13 protein-coding genes are annotated in these 16,659 nt (G+C 70.2%); 9 read left to right on the top strand and 4 right to left on the bottom strand.

The genetic code is table 11. From position 1 onward, the window contains the following. Nucleotides 1-26 precede the first annotated feature (26 nt). On the bottom strand, nucleotides 27-350 hold the full coding sequence (locus OHU74_RS02410) for a plasmid stabilization protein (RefSeq protein WP_371614323.1): 324 nt from the start codon (nucleotides 348-350) through the stop codon (nucleotides 27-29). 635 nt (nucleotides 351-985) lie between these two features. Beyond that, nucleotides 986-1,615, bottom strand: a complete 630-nt coding sequence (locus OHU74_RS02405) for a hypothetical protein (protein ID WP_371614322.1) — start codon at nucleotides 1,613-1,615, stop codon at nucleotides 986-988. 255 nt (nucleotides 1,616-1,870) lie between these two features. Here OHU74_RS02405 and OHU74_RS02400 point away from each other — a divergent pair, with 255 nt between their 5' ends. After that, nucleotides 1,871-2,533 carry a DUF998 domain-containing protein gene (locus OHU74_RS02400; RefSeq protein WP_371614321.1) on the top strand — a complete coding sequence of 221 codons (663 nt, stop codon included), beginning with the start codon at nucleotides 1,871-1,873 and terminating at the stop codon, nucleotides 2,531-2,533. Here the strand turns inward: OHU74_RS02400 and OHU74_RS02395 are convergent. Beyond that, on the bottom strand, nucleotides 2,495-4,180 hold the full coding sequence (locus OHU74_RS02395) for an MFS transporter (protein WP_371614320.1): 1,686 nt from the start codon (nucleotides 4,178-4,180) through the stop codon (nucleotides 2,495-2,497). The two genes, OHU74_RS02400 and OHU74_RS02395, sit on opposite strands and share 39 nt — an antisense overlap. Before the next feature lie 248 nt (nucleotides 4,181-4,428). Between OHU74_RS02395 and OHU74_RS02390 the strand changes: the two genes are divergently transcribed. From OHU74_RS02390 to OHU74_RS02370, 5 genes are all read left to right on the top strand, one after another. After that, on the top strand, nucleotides 4,429-5,475 hold the full coding sequence (locus OHU74_RS02390) for a fatty acid desaturase (protein WP_371614319.1): 1,047 nt from the start codon (nucleotides 4,429-4,431) through the stop codon (nucleotides 5,473-5,475). Nucleotides 5,476-5,767: 292 nt separating this feature from the next. Then, nucleotides 5,768-7,894, top strand: a complete 2,127-nt coding sequence (locus OHU74_RS02385) for a glucose PTS transporter subunit IIA (protein WP_371614318.1) — start codon at nucleotides 5,768-5,770, stop codon at nucleotides 7,892-7,894. A 148-nt stretch (nucleotides 7,895-8,042) separates the two neighbouring features. Further along, nucleotides 8,043-8,894 carry a PRD domain-containing protein gene (locus OHU74_RS02380; protein WP_371614317.1) on the top strand — a complete coding sequence of 284 codons (852 nt, stop codon included), beginning with the start codon at nucleotides 8,043-8,045 and terminating at the stop codon, nucleotides 8,892-8,894. Between the two features lie 104 nt (nucleotides 8,895-8,998). Next, nucleotides 8,999-9,298, top strand: a complete 300-nt coding sequence (gene hpf / locus OHU74_RS02375) for a ribosome hibernation-promoting factor, HPF/YfiA family (protein WP_371614316.1) — start codon at nucleotides 8,999-9,001, stop codon at nucleotides 9,296-9,298. A gap of 216 nt (nucleotides 9,299-9,514) precedes the next feature. Continuing rightward, nucleotides 9,515-10,837, top strand: a complete 1,323-nt coding sequence (locus OHU74_RS02370; protein WP_371614315.1) for a hypothetical protein — start codon at nucleotides 9,515-9,517, stop codon at nucleotides 10,835-10,837. A 69-nt stretch (nucleotides 10,838-10,906) separates the two neighbouring features. On the opposite strand, the gene OHU74_RS02365 is transcribed toward OHU74_RS02370, so the two are convergent. Continuing rightward, on the bottom strand, nucleotides 10,907-13,090 hold the full coding sequence (locus OHU74_RS02365) for a transglycosylase domain-containing protein (RefSeq protein WP_371614314.1): 2,184 nt from the start codon (nucleotides 13,088-13,090) through the stop codon (nucleotides 10,907-10,909). A 256-nt stretch (nucleotides 13,091-13,346) separates the two neighbouring features. On the opposite strand from OHU74_RS02365, the gene OHU74_RS02360 reads away from it, so the two are divergent. The 3 genes from OHU74_RS02360 (at nucleotide 13,347) to OHU74_RS02350 (ending at nucleotide 16,604) form a co-directional block, all read left to right on the top strand. After that, nucleotides 13,347-14,486, top strand: a complete 1,140-nt coding sequence (locus OHU74_RS02360; protein ID WP_371614313.1) for an amidase domain-containing protein — start codon at nucleotides 13,347-13,349, stop codon at nucleotides 14,484-14,486. Nucleotides 14,487-14,659: 173 nt separating this feature from the next. Beyond that, nucleotides 14,660-15,292, top strand: a complete 633-nt coding sequence (locus tag OHU74_RS02355) for a pyridoxamine 5'-phosphate oxidase family protein (RefSeq protein ID WP_371614312.1) — start codon at nucleotides 14,660-14,662, stop codon at nucleotides 15,290-15,292. A 118-nt stretch (nucleotides 15,293-15,410) separates the two neighbouring features. Next, nucleotides 15,411-16,604, top strand: coding sequence for a serine hydrolase domain-containing protein (locus OHU74_RS02350; RefSeq protein WP_371614311.1), 1,194 nt, complete (start codon nucleotides 15,411-15,413; stop codon nucleotides 16,602-16,604). Nucleotides 16,605-16,659: the final 55 nt, after the last annotated feature.

Genomic DNA, 16,659 nt, shown 5'->3' with positions numbered 1-16,659 from the left:
GTCCCCGCTGCTCCCGACGCAGCCGGTCATTGGCCGAGCTTGCGCTTCAGTTCGGCCTTGTCCATGGAGGAGCGGCCGTGCAGGTTGCGGCGCTTGGCCTCCGCGTACAGCTGGTCGTACGTCGGCCCCTGCGAGCCGCTGTGGGAGCGCTGCCCGCCCCGCTTGGCGGAGGACATGTCCTGGGTCGAGCTCTTGCTCGCCGTCTTCGACTCGCCCGCGCGCGCCCGCTCCTTGTTCACCGTCCGCGCGGCGATCTCCTTGGCGCGCTCGGTGCTCTCGCCGCGCTTCTCCGCGCTCTCCTTGATGTGCTCGTACTGGCGTTCACGCTTGGGGCTGGAACCACGAGGCATGACGACTCCTCGGCTTGGAGCGGATCGTCGGGCGCGCATCTGGCGGCTCCCCCCGATCGGCGCCGCCATGCATGCCGCACGGGGGCGGATCCGATCCGATCGGCGTCGGTGATCCGGGCCGTCGACCCGACGGGCCGTGCGGCGGAGGTTTGCCGACGGGGCGAGCGGAAAGACGCACGTCACGGGAGGTAGAGGGCCTGAATGAGGTGCTGCACCCGCCTCCCGGCCATCGCGGTACGTGGATGCCCACGAGGCGGCGCCCCGGCCCGAGATCGGGGACGCGGGCCCGCTCCGAGGGCGCACCCGAACGAGGAGGACGGCCATGGAGGAGCAGGGCGGCTCAGGAGGAATGCCGGCGCACCCCGAGCGGACACCGGACGGGCGTCGCAAGCCGCACGCCGACCGTCGCGAAAACGGGAAGACCGCGGCTGCCGACACGGACGAGGCCAGTCGTCTCGACCGTCCGCAGCAGCCCGAGAAGCAACCCGGGAAGGGGACCCGGGAAGGGGACCCGCTGGGTCAGCCCGCGGGACGAGTGAAGCGGTCTTCGGCAGCGTCCGCACGTCAGTGGCGGTGCGGAGAGCCAGGCCGTCTCTTCCTGATCTTGCCGGGTCCGCGCCGCCGAAATGGATGACCTAGGGGCAGGACTCTTCGGTTTTGGCGACGGTGAAGGTCAAGGGCTGGCCGGTGAGCGCGGCGCCGGCCTTCGGGTCCTGCGTGCAGACCTTCCAGTTCGACTCCTGGAGGACCACGCGGCTCTGCACCGCGTCCTTCACGGTGATGCTCGCATTGGCCGGGAGTGCGGAGCGGACGGCCTTCATGCCCTGGCCGACGAAGTTCGGCATGACATCGCCCGCGGGCTTCGGGGGCGGCGCGTCCGCGGCGGGGCAGGTTTCTTCGAGTTTGACCGCGCCGAAGTCCACAGCGGTCTTGGTGTCGAGGCCCGCGCCCGGCCCTGGGGTCTGGCTGCACACCTTCCAGTTCCGGTCGAGAGCCTGGAGCCGCTCGCGGCCGAGGGCGTCGTGAGACGTGAGGACGAAGAAGCCGGCCCGCTGCGCTTCGTCCTGGGCCGTCTGGAGCCCCTTGCCGACCAGGTCGGGGAGAGCGGCCGTCTTGGCGGAGGGCGCGGGGCCGGACGCCGCCGGGGTGGCCGCCGGGGTGCCGGGCGTTGCGGGCTTCCCGCTGTCGGCGACCTGCGGGTCGCACGCGGTGAGGGCGAGAATGCCCGCGGCAGCCAGGAGGGTGATGGTGCGGTGTGTGCGCATCGCGCCATGTTCGCGGGGTTCGGGTGGCTGTGTGGGCGCTGTGACCGGTCTGTGACGCAGACCGATTCCCCTCCGCCCACCGCGGGAGCCCTGCACAGACTCGCCGAACCGGGGTGACGCCTCGGCGGTCTGCGAGGGGACAGACTGGGAGGAGCGGTCACCGGACGGTCTGACGGCTGCACGCAGACCCGAAGGCCCGGGCGGGGCGACCCGAATCCGCCGGGTACGGGAACTCTCCGTCGATCGGTCCCTCACATGCGCGAACTCACCCTCACGGCGTCGAAGCGACTCGTGGCCGGGGGCCTCCTCTGGGCCTCCCTGGTCCAGATGTTCGTCGTCAACAACATGATCGTCCTTCCGCGCGCCACGAACCAGAACCTGGTCCACGAGATCATCTCGGCGCTCGGCGTCACGCGGTGCGGACACGTCGGAGGGGTCCGCTTCTGCTCGCCCCTGCACGAGGAGGCCAACGCCGCCTGGATCATCGGCGGGGTGTGCCTGACCGCGGGCGCGCTGCTCAACATGACGGTCGTGTCACCGGGCCGGGCGCGGAACCTGGCCTTCGGCGCCCTGGCCGTCAGCGGTCTGGGACTCCTGTCCAGCGGCCTCAACCCGTACAACCTCCGCCCGGCCCTCCACCTCCTGTCCGCCGGTACGTGCTTCTTCTGCGGTGGCGTGGGCGCGCTGCTGCTCGGCGGCCTGATCCGGCGGGCACACCGGCCGCTCTGGGGCACCCTGGGCGTCGTGTGCGGTGTGACCACCCTCGCCTTCACCGTCCTCACGGGCCTCCGGCCCGACCCCGGGGTGCAAGGACTGTTCGAGCGGATCTCCGCCTGGCCCACCGTGGTGTGGATCATCGGCTCCGGCGCCTGCATCGCTCTACGGGCCCGGCGGTCGTCCCGGAGCAGCGGGCGCTGAGCCCGGCCCCTCCGGCCCGGCCCCTCCGGCCTCGCCCGTCACCCGCGTCCCAGGGTGCAGGAAACTGCACAGGAGAGCCGCGCCCATGGCGATGGCCATGCCGTAGAAGACCCATTGGTTGGCCTCGGCGAAGTCCATGCGGACAGCCCGATCCGCGGTGCGCAGCACCGTACTGGTCGGCCCGCCGCCGGTGGGCCGGTGGTCGTCCGGGTGGCCGGTGATGGCTTCCGCGACCCCGCGGGCCAGGCTCCGGGCCTCGGCCTGCGGCATGCCCGTCGTGGTCAGAGTCATCGTGACCCGGCTGGTGGTGACGTGGACGAGGACCGTCCCGAAGACCGCCATGCCCACGGCGGCCGCGAAGTTGCGCACGGTCTGGGTGACACCGGTGACCTCGCCGTACGAGGCGTCGATCGACCGGTTCGCGGCGTCGGTGGCGGCCGGGGACAGCAGGAGGCCGATGCCCGCTCCGGCCAGCGCGGCGTAGGGCCACTGGTCGTGCGGCGCCAGCTCGGTCAGCTTCCCCGCCCACAGGGCGAAGCCCACACAACCGACCAGGCTGCCGAGCATCATCGCGGGCCGGGCACCCCGTTTGTCGAGGATCCGGCCGCCCAACTGCGCCGAGAGCCCGAAACCCGCGAAGAAGTACAGCAGGTAGAACCCGGCCTCGTCGGGCGAGGCGCTGAGGCAGATCTGCGCGTACACCGACGCGAAGAACATGACCGGGACGAAGGCGAGCATCGCGAAGAACAGCACCAGCACATCGGCCGTGAACGCCCGGTCGCGGAAGACCCGCAGTTTGATCAGAGGTTCGTCGGTGCGCAGCTCGTGCCGGCAGAACAGTACGAGGACGAGCAGGCCGGCGATGGTGCACGCCCAGGTCGCCGGGGACGCCCAGCCCCAGGCGGACGCCTGCTGGAGACCGAGCACGCTCAGCCCGAGGCCCACGGCGACGAGTACGGCGCCCGGCAGGTCGAGGCGTTCGGGCCGCCGGACGTCCGGGACGCGGGCGACGGCGGTGAGGACGAGCGAGAGAACGGCGATGGGCACGTTGACCCAGAAGATCGCCCGCCAGGTCCAGGCGGTCAGCCATCCGCCGAGCAGCGGGCCGAGGGCGGTCAGCGATCCGGCGAGGACGTAGAACAGGGCCAGCGACCGGCCGCGTTCGTCGACCGGGAAGGCGCCGATGACGACGGCGAGCGCGGCGGGGAAGACCAGCGCGGCGCCCAGCCCCTGGGTGGCACGGAAGACGATGAGCCAGCCCTCGGCGAATTCCCCGGTCGGCACCGAACCGCACAAGGCGGACGAGACGACGAAGACGAGCGTGCCGACCACCAGCATCCGGCGCTGCCCGAAGATGTCGGCGAGGCGTCCGCCGAGTGCGAAGAACGCGGCGAGGGCCAGCAGGTAGGCGTTGACCACCCGCTGCATCCCGGAAGCGGAGAGGCCGAGTTCCTCGATGATGCTCGGAGCGGCGATGCTCACGATCGTCTGGTCCACGAAGATCATCGCGACGGCGACGACCATGGCCGTGAAGGTGATCGACCGGTCCGGGGCGCCCCGGCGCCGGGGCGCCCGCCCGCCGCCCTTGCCCGCGGCGCCAGGAGAGGTGCCGGCGGCGGTGCGCCCTGTGCCCTTCACGGACGCCATTCTTCCCGTCGGCTGACCGCTCCGCCCGGCGGCATACCGTGCGCCACCGGCGAAGAATGCCCCGTACGGCCCCTCCCTCCTGCGGGGGCGCCCCGATCCCGGGCCGTCACGGTCCGTGACGCGCGCATGGCCGCAGAGGCCATCGGCCAGCCGAACCCCGGATCCGGGTGGAGCATGTGAGTGAAGGGTCTCCCTATCGGGACCGCCACGATCCGGCGACCATCCCTCACGGAAGGTGACTTCCGATCATGCTTTCACCAGAGTCGACGGGCCCCTCAGCCGCAGGGGTGGAAACGGGGAGTGACTTCGCCCGCCTCACCGACAAGATCCGGGCCGCCGGGCTGATGGACCGCCGACCGGCGCATTACGCACTGCGCATCACCCTCGTGACGGCGCTGTACGTCTGCGGCTGGGTGGCGTTCGTTCTGATCGGGGACAGCTGGTGGACGTTGCTCGTCGCCGCCTTCCTCGCCTTCGTGTTCGGGCAGGTCGGCCTTTTGGCGCACGACATCGCGCACCGGCAGGTCTTCCGCCTCCGGAAGGCCACCGAGGTGTCCGGACGCCTCGTGGGAAACCTCGGCATCTGCCTGGGATACGGCTGGTGGCAGGACAAGCACTCCCGCCATCACGCCAATCCCAACAACGAGGACCTCGACCCCGACATCGCTCCGACGTTCCTCGTCTGGACACGGGACCAAGCACGCGCCGCACGAGGTCTGCCCCGGCTCCTCGGCCGCTACCAGGCGTTCTTGTTCTTCCCCCTGCTCACGTTGGAAGGGTTCCATCTCCACCTGTCCGCGATCCGGTCACTGGCGGACAAGTCGCTCAAGAACCGGGTCTGGGAGGGAACCCTGCTCTTCGCGCACGTCTTCGCGTACCTCGGTGCCCTCTTCCTGGTGCTGCCGCCGACCAAGGCCATCGTCTTCCTCGTGGTCCACCGGGCCCTCTTCGGCGTCTACCTCGGCTCCGTCTTCGCCCCCAACCACAAGGGCATGCCGACCCTGCGGAGCGCGGACAGGCCCGACTACCTGCGCCGCCAGGTGCTGACCTCGCGCGATGTCCGGGGCGGCAGGCTCACCGACCTCGTCCTCGGCGGATTGAACTATCAGATCGAGCACCATCTCTTCCCCAGCATGCCCAGCCCGCACCTTCGCAAGGCGCAGAGCATCGTCCGCCGCCACTGCGAGGAGCTGGGGATCAGCTATCTGGAAGTCGGCCTGATGGCCTCGTACCGGCAGGCCCTCGCCAGCCTCCACCACGCAGGCACGGCGATCCGGGAAGCCCGCACCACCTGACGCCGCGGTGCCGGTCTGCACGCCCGCCCATGCGCGCCACGTCGGCGCCGTCCTTCGAAGGCGTCTGCCGGTGTTAAGGTTTTGTCTGATCGATCTCGATCGCAGGATTGTTACTCCCCGAGGACGCCACCTTCGTCGCCACGCGACGCCAAGGCGGTGTGCCGCTCGAGGGGAGGCAAGGCCTGGGTAGCGCCGTGTGCGCGACCCGGGCCTTTTTTGTTGCCCTGATCCGGGCGGGAGAGATCGTGGACCGAAGCAGGATGGCAAGAGCCCCAGGATGCAAGGACGCATCATGAACACACCCGTAGCCGGGCCCGGCACGCAGGCGGAGCAGATCCTCCGCGGCGTCGGTGGAGCCGGGAACATCGAGAGCCTCACGCACTGCGCGACCAGGCTGCGCTTCCAGCTCCACGACGGGGCGAAGGTCGACGCGGCCGCGCTCGATGCCCTCGACGGCGTCATGGCCACCGTGCCGCAGTCCGGTGACCGCCTGCAGATCGTGATCGGCGGAGCCGTCGCACGCGTCTACTCCGAGATCATGAACCTGCCGTCGATGAGCGGCGGCGGCACGGCCCGCCCGGAGTCCGACGCAGACGTCAAGGCCGCGATGCGGGCCAAGAGCCGCGGCCGCTACGCCTGGGTCGACAACTTCTTCGAGTACCTCTCCGACTCGTTCCGCCCGCTCATGGGCGTGCTGCTGGGCTCCTCGCTCATCATCGCGATCGCCTCAGTCCTCGACGCCCTGGGCGTCGTCGACTTCCGCGCCGCCGACAAGTCCGCCACCTGGGTGTTCGTCGACGCCATGTGGCGCTCGGTGCTGTACTTCCTGCCGATCATGGTCGCCTACAACGCGTCCAAGAAGCTGAAGGTCGATCCCTGGGTGGGCGCCGCGGTGATGGCCGCGGTGATGACCCCGAACTTCACGGGCATGCTCAACCCGAAGTCCGGGATCCCTGGCATCACCTGCACCACCAACGGGACGCTGGGCACCCAGGAGTGCGTGGCGCACGTCTTCGGGCTGCCGATGCAGCTGAACGACTACGGCGGCCAGGTGTTCGTGCCGCTGCTGATGGTCGCCCTGCTCGCCCTGGTCTACAAGGGTCTGCAGCGGATCTTCCCGGAGACCGTGCACCTGGTCTTCGTGCCGTTCTTCAGCATGCTGATCATGATCCCGATCACCGCCTTCCTCATCGGCCCGCTGGGCGTCTGGGCCGGCAACGGCCTCGGTGAGGGCCTGTCGTGGCTGAACGGCAACGCCCCGATCGTCTTCGCGATCATGATCCCGTTGATCTACCCGTTCCTGGTGCCGCTGGGCCTGCACTGGCCGCTCAACGCGCTCATGCTGGTCAACATCAACACCCTGGGCTACGACTTCATCCAGGGCCCGATGGGCGCCTGGAACTTCGCCTGCTTCGGTGCGACCGCCGGCGTGCTGCTGCTCTCGCTCCGTCACCGCGAGAAGGAGATGCGCCAGACCGCCACCGGGGCCCTGGCCGCAGGTCTGCTCGGCGGCATCTCCGAGCCCTCGCTGTACGGCATCCACCTGCGCTTCAAGCGGATCTACCCGCGCATGCTCGTCGGCTGCCTCGTCGGCGGCGTGATCGTGGGCGTCATGGGCGGCGTGGACACCAAGGCCTTCGCCTTCACCTCGCTGCTGACCATCCCGGTCTTCTCCCCGATGGCCACCTACTCCATCGCGATCACGGCGTCCTTCTTCGTCTCGATGGCGCTCGTCTACTTCTCCGACTTCCGCACCCCGGAGGACCGCGCCCAGGCCAACGCCGAGCGCGACGCCGCCGAGGAGGCCTCCCGCGGGGAGGCCGAGGCGGCCGATGACCGCGAGCTCGTCGCCGTCGGCGCAGCGGCGTCTGCCGCAGGGTCCGTCGCGGGGCCCGGCTCCGTGAGCGGTGCTCCCGCCCCCGCGGCCGGTGCTTCCACCTCTTCCTCCGCATCCGCCGCCGGGAAGGGCATCGAGCTCGCCGCGCCGGTCGCGGGCCGCGTGGTCGGCCTCGACGAGGTCGGGGACCCCGTCTTCGCCTCCCGGGCGCTCGGCGAGGGCGTGGGCATCGAGCCGGCCGACGGCCGTGTCGTCGCCCCGGTCGACGGGGAGCTGATCATCGTCGCCGCCACCGGCCACGCCTTCGGCATCCGTACCGCCGACGGCATCGAGGTGCTCATCCACATCGGCATCGACACGGTGCAGATGAAGGGGGAGGGCTTCGACGTCCGCGCCGAGGCCGGCCGGCAGGTCTCCGTCGGCGACCTCCTCGTCGAGGTCGACCTCGACGCCGTGCGCGCGGCGGAGCACCCGACCGTCACCCTCATGACCGTCACGAACACGGCGGACCTCGCCTCGGTGGAGCCGCACACCGGGCAGACCGTCACGGCCGGGGCCCCCGTGGTGACCGTACGGCGCTGACGACCCTCCACCGGTCCGACGCGGGCACGCGCCACCTCCTGGGGCGCGTGCCCGCGTCGGACCGGTTCGGGGGAGGGTGGCGCCCGGGCGGTGGACGATGCGGGATCATTGGGGAGAACCGGACTGTGGACGAGAAGGAGAGCAGGCGTTGAAGGCGCTGCGGGTCCTCAACAACAATGTGGTCCTCGCGCGCGACGACAAGGGCCAGGAGGTCATCCTCACCGGGCGGGGCATCGGTTTCAGCTCCCGCCAGGGCAAGCCCGTCGACCCGGCGCTGATCGTGCGCGTCTTCGTCCCGGCGGACGGCCGCGACCCCGACCATCTGAGCGAGGTCCTCGCCCTCATCGACGAGGAGGTCCTGCGGGCCGTCGTGATCGCCCTCGACGAAGCCGGCATCGAGGGGCGCGAGTCCACCCGGCCCACCCTCGCCATCGCCGTCGCCGACCACGTCGCGGGCGCGCTGGACCGGGCCGCGCGGGGCATCGTCATCGAGTACCCGCTGCGCGCCGAGGTCGAGGCCCTTTACGCCACCGAGTACCACCAGGCCCAGCGCCTGCTGGAGGCCATCAACGAGCGCGTGGACCCGCGACTGGAAGCCTCCGAGGCGATCGCGCTCGCGCTGCACCTGGTCAACGCGGGCTTCTCCACCGGCGACCTGTCCTTCACGTACACGATGACCGGCGTCATCCAGCAGATGCTCGCCGTCGTCAGGGAGCGCTACGGGCTGTCCGTCTCCCAGGAGTCCATGAGCGCGGCACGGTTCATCACCCACGTGCGCTACCTCTTCGTGCGGATCCAGCAGCACAGGCAGCTGAAGGGGCACGAGTCCACGATCGGCGAGGGCATCCGCCGGCACTACCCGGAGGCGACCCGCACCGCTCAGCAGCTGGCGACGATCGTCGAGCTCCGTCTGGGGCAGCACCTGAGCGAGGACGAGGTCTCCTACCTGGCGCTCCACGTGGCCCGCATGACCACGGAGCCGGACGACACCGCCGCCTGAGGTCTGTGCCGATCCGGCCCCGGTCCGCGATAACCTTGGGCCGATTTCCCACTCCGGAGCCCTCCTGACCAGCGAGGACCTGCCAGACAAGCGAAAGGCAAACGATGGACCACACCCTCAGCGGAGACGACGTCGAGATCACCGACGCGTTGCGCGCGCATGTCGGCGAGAAGCTGGCCAGGCTCGATGGGCAGGGCACCGAGACCACCAGGGTCCAGGTGACCCTGAAGGTCAACGGCTCGGAGCAGACCGCCACGGGCACCCTCCTCCAGGTGGACGGCCAGGACCTCACCCCCATCACCGCAGCCGCTTCCGACATGTTCGTGGCCATCGACAAGCTTGCCGACAAGCTCTATGCCCAGGTCAGGCGGCACACGCAGCGGGAGTACGGGCGCCCGAAGTAGTCGCGGGCGGCCCAGAACCACGGGGCCTGAGCGCCGGTTCCTCCGGCCCGGGACGCACGGGACCGGCCCTCCAGGGCTGTGAGTTGGCTGTGAAGCGACGTGCGCGGGGGATACCGGGTGCAGGAGGATTGCCGACAAGTTCTATATTCGTATGAACCATCCATGCCGGCCAGGCTGCGGTGATCAGGGGGACGACAGCTATGGGGGACGACTGCGATGGCTGACACCGACGCCGCTCCAGGTACCCGGGAGGAGTCCCGGAACACCCGCAAGGTGCGCAGGCGGGCGCAGAACCGCAAGCGCCTGGGCATAGCCATGGCCGTGATATCCCTGGCCGGGGCCGCCACGGCCGCGTACGCGTTCACGGTGCGAGGCTCCTCGGGGACCACCGGGAGCGACGCGAAGCTCGCGGCCGCGGGCGGTACGGCCGACGGGGCCGCCGCCGCGAAGGGCGCGGAGGCGCCTTGGGACGGCAAGGTCAAGGTGCTGGGGGACGGCTCCACCTCCTACACCGGGCCGCAGCCGGGACAGCTCAAGCCCGAGCGGCTGAAGCCGGGCGAGAAGCCGCCGCAGTTCGTGGTGTTCTCCTGGGACGGCGCACTGGAAGGCGATGACCACCTCTTCTCGCACTTCCGTCAGGTGGCCAAGGAGAACAAGGCCCACATGACCTTCTTCCTCACGGGCATCTACCTGCTGCCGGAGAACAAGAAGATGCTCTACAACCCGCCCCAGCACACCCAGGGCTCGGCCGCCATCTCCTACCCGACCGTTCCGCACGTGAAGTCCACGCTGGAGCAGCTGCGCGGCGCCTGGAGCGACGGCAACGAGATCGGTTCGCACTTCAACGGGCACTTCTGCGGGCCCAAGGGCGGCGGTGAATGGAGCCCCGCCGAGTGGAAGAGCGAGATAGACCAGACGTACTCCTTCGTGAAGGAGTGGAAGACCAATACCGGTTTCACCCAGGAGGCGCCGCTGCCCTTCGACCCGGACCGGGAAGTGGTCGGCGGCCGCGCGCCCTGCCTGGAGGGTCAGAAGAACCTCCTGGCCGCGATCAAGCCGTACGGCTGGCGCTACGACGCGAGTTCCGCGGGAGACTTCCAGATGTGGCCGTCCAAGCAGGCGGACATATGGAACTTCCCGCTCCAACTCGTCCCGTTCCAGGGCAAAGAGCTCCAGGTCCTCTCCATGGACTTCAACTTCCTCTACAACCAGTCGGGCGACAGCACCCAGGGCGACCCCTCGAAGTTCGCGGCGTGGCGGGCACAGACCCGGGGCTCGTACATGAACGGCTTCAACCGTGTCTACAACGGAAGCCGCGCGCCCATGTTCATCGGCAACCACTTCGAGGACTGGAACGGTGGCATCTACATGAAGGCCATCGAGGACGTGATGAAGGACGTCTGCCCGCGCGAGGACGTCCGCTGCGTCTCGTTCAAGGAGCTGGCGGACTGGATGGACGCGCAGGACCCCAAGGTCCTGGCGCAGCTGCGGCTGCTCGACCCGGCGCAGGCGCCGGACTGGACCACGCTGATCAAGTAGCCGGGCTCGCCGGGGGCGCCGGGGCGCCGCGACGCCGAGCCGGGCTCGCCGGGGCGTCTTCGCCCCGGCCTACTTCACTGCCTTGATGTAGCCGGCCCACAGCCGCACCGCCCGCTCGCTGGCGGGCGTTGCCGGGGCGTCCCCGCCCAGCCCCGTCAGCGGCAGCGGGACCAGGTCGGTCAGCGCCATCCGGTAGACCACCACGGCCGTCGATTCGCTCTCGGTGTTGGCCACGAACCAGCCCGCCGTGTTGGCGGGGGTCGTTCCCGTCTTGCCCGCCGCACCGGGGTGCGCCTTGCCCGCCGTCTTCGCGGATCCTCCGGTGACGGCGTCCTGCATGGCGTCCGTCACCGCGCGGGCGGTCTTGGCCGTCAGGGCCCGGACCGGCTTCGGCACACTGATCGGCACGGCGGTGCCGTTGCGGGTGATCGAGCGGACTGAGTAGGGATCGGTGTGCATCCCGTCGTTGGCGAAGGTCTCGTAGGCGCCGGCCATGCGGATCGCGCTGGGCGTCGAGTTCTCCCCGAGCGCGAACTGGGGAATCCGCGGTCCGAGGCTCGGCCCGAGCAGGCCCACGCGCTCGGCGAAGGAGTCCACCCGGTCGAGGCCCACGTCGAGGCCGAGCTGGAGCATGGGGGTGTTGATGGAGTCGGAGACGGCCTGGCGCAAGGTCACCCGGCCCCAGCTGCGGTCACCTTCGTTCTGCCCCTTCACCACCTTGCCGTTGCGGTCCCAGTACGGGCCCTCGGGCGTCTGCACGGTGACCTGGTCGTTGCCGTCGTACGTGGTGGAGGGGGAGACGGTCGTACGGTCCTTGCCGCGCGTGCGCAGCACTCCTTCGTCGAGCGCGGCGGCGTAGACGATCGGGGTGAACGCCGTGCCCACCGGAATGGTCGTCGCGTTCGACTCGTTGAAGCCCTGCTTCCGGTAGTCGGGGCCCCCGTACACGGCGAGCAGCCGGCCGTCCGGGGCGACGCTCGCCGCACCGATCTTCACGTTCTTGTCGGTGTTGGGGCGGCGCTCGGCGTCGAAGCCCTTCTGCGTCTCCTGCACGGCAGCGGTCAGGGCGGCCATGCGCGACCTGTCGAAGGTCGTGTAGATCTGGTAGCCGCCGAGGTCGAAGTCGGCGTCCCGGATGTGGCCGGCCTTGACCGCGTACGCCTTGGCCAGTTCGACCAGGTACCCCTCCTGCGGGTCGGCGGTGCCGGGGACGGACTGGACCGAGGGCTCGGGGAAGGTCGTGTACGTGGCGCGCTCGGCGCGTGAGAGGTTGCCGGTCACGACCATGCGGTCGAGGATCCAGTTCCACCGTTCGACGGCCCGGGCGTGGTTCTCCGGGCTGATGGCGGGGTCGTAGAGACCGGCGCCCTTGAGGAGCGAGGCCAGGAAGGCGCCCTCGCTGGCGTTGAGCTGCGAGACGTCCTTGCCGTAGTAGGCCTGGGACGCGCGCTGGATGCCGTAGGTGCCGCGGCCGAACCAGCTGGTGTTGAGGTAGTCCTGCAGGATCTGCTTCTTGGGCCTCTGGTTGTCCAGCTTCACCGCGAGCAGGAGCTCGGTGAACTTCCGGGAGAGGGTGCGGTCCTGGTTCAGGTAGGCGTTCTTCACGTACTGCTGCGTGATGGTGGACCCGCCCTGGGTCTCACCGCCCGTCACCGTGGCGCGCAGGGCGCGCAGGACGCCGGAGGGCGAGACGCCGGGGTCGGAGTAGAAGCTCGCGTTCTCGGCCGAGAGCACGGCGCCCTGGACCTTCGTGGGCACCTTGTCGAGCGGCATCTCCTGCCGGCTGACCCAGCCCGTCCGCGCCATCGTGGAACCGTCGGCCCAGTAGTAGACGTTGTCCTGTTGTGTGGCGAAATGGTTGAGGTCGTCGGGTACGTCGGTGGTCGCGTACGCGAACGTGAGGAAGCAGCCCAGGCCTATGAACACGTAGAGGCAGGCGCCCAGCCACTGACGCCAGGAGGGTATCCAGCGGCGCCAGCCGCTCCGGCCCGGCCTCGGGAATTCGGGGCGCAGGCGCCGCAGCTGCGTGCGCGCGACGGCAGCGGCCGGTGCGAGGGCGTCGAGGCGGCCGAGAAGGCCAAGGCGGCCGAGGCGGAAGAATTCGCCGAGCCGGCCCAGGCGTCCGGCGCCCGCGCGGGGTCGTCGGCGCGCTCCGGGCTTCCCCCGGAGGCCCGTCGTCGCCCCGTCGCCGCGCTGCGGAGCAGCCCGCCTGCCCCGCGATCGCCCCGTTGGGGCCGAGTCCTGCCCGTCCACTCCGAATGCCCCCTGTGCTGTGCTTGTCGCCGCCCAGCCTAGATGTACATGCTGTGGGACCGTCCAGCAGGTGGCAGGTGTCACCTGGTGGACCGGAGGGTCCGCGGTGATCAAGCGGAGGCGGGAAGCCCGGCGCGCGGGGCGACTCCCGTCAGGCGGCCGAGGATGGAACCGGAACGCAACCAAATGCTCGCCCAGTTGTGCGAAAATTCCCTCTCCCGGTTTATGTGGACCGGGTGAAAAAGGGGAAAACAGAGTGATACCCAAGAGGTTCAGGCCTGCCGCCATCGCGGCCCTGACCGTGGCCCTGGTGTCCGGCAGCATGCTCGCCTACTCCGCGTCCGCGGTAAGCGGGCCCAAAGCGGCCGACCGTGCCACCGCCGACACCTTCGCCCGCATCGCCGACGACGTCCTCTCCCAGCGCACGCAGGCGCTGGTCGAGGACAAGGCAGGGAGCCACGGCTCCGGCAAGCCCGGCACGAAGACCCGTCTGTCCGCCAAGCTGAAGAAGGACGAGGACACCGCGCTCCAGTCGCTGCGGGCACGCAAGACGCGACTGGCGGAACTCGGCGAGGCCTACACGGGCGCCGACACCCGCGTGGTCGTGGACCGTGCCACGATCACCGGCGGGAAGGCGACCGTCCAGGTCACCGAGCAGACCACGCTCACCTACAAGAAGGTGCGCGGGGACGAGCCGGCGACCACCGATATCGGGACGAAGTACGAGCTGACCCTCACCAGCAAGAAGGGTGGCAACTGGGAGCTGGCCTCGATCAAGTCCCAGAACAGCGGCCCCGTCGCGGTCAACGAGCCCCTGGCCGCCAAGGTGAACGTCGTCACGGACGACGGCAACCAGTATCCGCAGGGCACGCCCGCATCCACCAAGTACCCCGCCACGGCGAACCCCAAGGTGAAGACGGGCGGTGCGTACGACTACACCGCCATGGCGAAGTACGCGGAGAAGTACTGGAGCAACTACAACCCGGCGTACCGCAAGTTCAGCGGGAACGGGGGCGACTGCACCAACTTCATCAGCCAGGCGCTGAAGGCCGGCGGCTGGAAGAACGTGTCGGGCACCACGTACGACTACCGCAACTGGTGGTACGACGGCGCCCTGCAGACCGACTCGTGGGTCGGTGCGAACGAGTGGTCGTGGTTCACGCTGTCCAACCAGCGGGCCACCAACCTTGCCAACGTCTACCAGGCGGACATCGGTGACGTCCTGCAGGTGGACTTCAACAAGGACGGGTCGAAGGACCACTCGATGATGGTGACGTACCGCAGCGCCGCCGGAATGCCGTACGTGACGTACCACTCCACCAACACGTACCGCAAGTCGCTCGCGAGCCTGATCGCTTCCTACCCGGACGCGATCTACTACGCGTACCGCACCTGACAGACGCCGTTCGGCTCCTCCCGCCGTGGAACCCCCGCGGCAGGAGGAGCCGACGGCGGAGCACCTCACCCCGTGACCGACGTCACGCCCCGGGGGTGTCCGCCGCCCGGACCGCCGTGGCAAGGTCGCCGCAGAGCGGCGGTCCGGCCGCGCACGGCAGACGGGGGCGGGCAGTGAACAGGGACGCGTTCGAGGAGATCACCACCGAGGGGGAGCTGCGGGAGCTGCTCGGCGAACCCACCCCGGTGGCCCTGGGCAAGGAACGGCGGACGCTCCACGACCACCACAAGCAGTGGCTCGCGCGGTCCCCGCTCTGCCTGATCTCCACCTCCGCCGCCGACGGCACCTGTGACGTCTCGCCCAAGGGCGACCCGGCCGGCTTCGCCAAGGCCCTCGACGACACCACCCTCGTGATCCCGGACCGCCCCGGCAACCGCCGTGCCGACGGCTACCACAACGTCCTCACCAACCCCCATGTCGGCCTGCTCTTCCTGATCCCGGGCCGCGGCGACTCCCTCCGCGTCAACGGCAGGGCCCGGCTGCTCCGCGATGCGCCCTTCTTCGACGACCTGACCGTCAAGGGACACCGCCCCACGCTCGCCCTCCTCGTGGAGATCGAGCAGGTCTACTTCCACTGCTCCCGGGCCTTCGTACGCTCCGCCCTGTGGAAACCGGAGACCTGGAACCCGGACGCCGCACCCTCCAGGGCGAGGATCTCCAAGAGCCTGGAGCGCACGCACGAGTCCCTGGAACAGCTGGAGCGCTACTACGGCCCCTCGTACGACGAGAAGGACATGTACATCTGACCGGGCTCGGGGGCCGGACGGGCCACAGCCGACCGGCGTGCGGACGTGTCGGCGCCGGCGCCGGTGCGGCTCCTGCCATGGTGGGCCACCGCGCTCCGTCTCCCCGGGAGGTACCTCCGTGTCCCGACGCCCGTCCGGCCGCGCCGGCAGGATCCGCTCGTCGCTGCGCCTCGCCGCGGCCGCCGCCGTCTGCAGCGCCGTGCTCGGCACCTCGGTGCAGCCCGCGCAGGCCGGATCGGACCGGAACCCGCCGCCCGGGACCGGGCTCCACCAGGAGCTGCGGGAGCTGGTGAAGAGGCCCGACGGGCCCCCCGGAGTCATCGCCGTCCTGCGCGACGGCGACCACGCGGAGGTCTACCGGGCGGGCGTGGCCGACGTGGAGAGCGGCCGGCCGCCGAGGGCGACCGACCACATGCGCATCGCCAGTGTCGCCAAGGCCTTCACCGGGGCGGTGGCCCTGGGCCTCGTCGACCGCGGCCGGCTGCACCTGGACGACACGATCGGTGAGGTGCTGCCCGGTCAGCCCGCCGCGTGGCACCGCGTGACCCTGCGCCAACTCCTCCATCACACCAGTGGGTTGCCGGACTACTCGGCTTCCCAGGGGTTCTTCGACATCATCTCCGAGGACCCCCGGCACCGCTTCGACTCCCGGCACCTGCTGGAGTTCGTCGCCGACGAGGACCTCGAGTTCCGGCCGGGCAGCCGCTACCAGTACTCCAACTCCGACAACATCGCCGTCGCCCTCATGGCCGAGGCCGCCACCGGACGCCGCTACGAGTCACTGTTGCGCGAGCTCGTGTACGAGCCGCTGGGCATGGACGCCACGAGCCTGCCGCAGGGATACCGGCTGCCCGTGCCCTTCCTCCACGGCTACCAGATCGATCCCGAGGACGGGCCCGTCGACGTCAGTGAGGCCTTCGGCGCCTCCGGGGCCTGGGCGGCCGGGGGCATCGTCTCCACGCCGAAGGACCTGACCGCGTTCATCCGGGGCTACGCGGGCGGGGCGCTCGTATCGCAACGCCTCCGGCGGCAGCAGTTCACCTTCATCCCCGGCGCGCTGTCCCAGCCCCCCGGCCCCGGTCGCACCGAGGCGGGCCTGGCGATCTACCGCTACACCACGCGCTGCGGAGCGGTGTACGGCCACACCGGCAATACGGCCGGTTATACGCAACTGGTGGCGGCCACGGCCGACGGCCGGCGCTCGCTGACCTTCTCGATCACCACGCAGACGTCCCTCACCAACAACCCCGACCTGCTCGCACGGGTCCGGGAGATCCAGGAGGACTTCGTCTGCGCCCTGCTGCACAGGTGATCCCGCCCCCGTTCCCAGCAGGTGCGAGGTCCACACGAAGGGGGCAAGCTGGGTG

Source organism: Streptomyces sp. NBC_00454, from assembly GCF_041434015.1.
In the GTDB taxonomy this organism is placed as follows: domain Bacteria; phylum Actinomycetota; class Actinomycetes; order Streptomycetales; family Streptomycetaceae; genus Streptomyces.
This window is presented reverse-complemented; position numbering and strand designations above follow the sequence as displayed.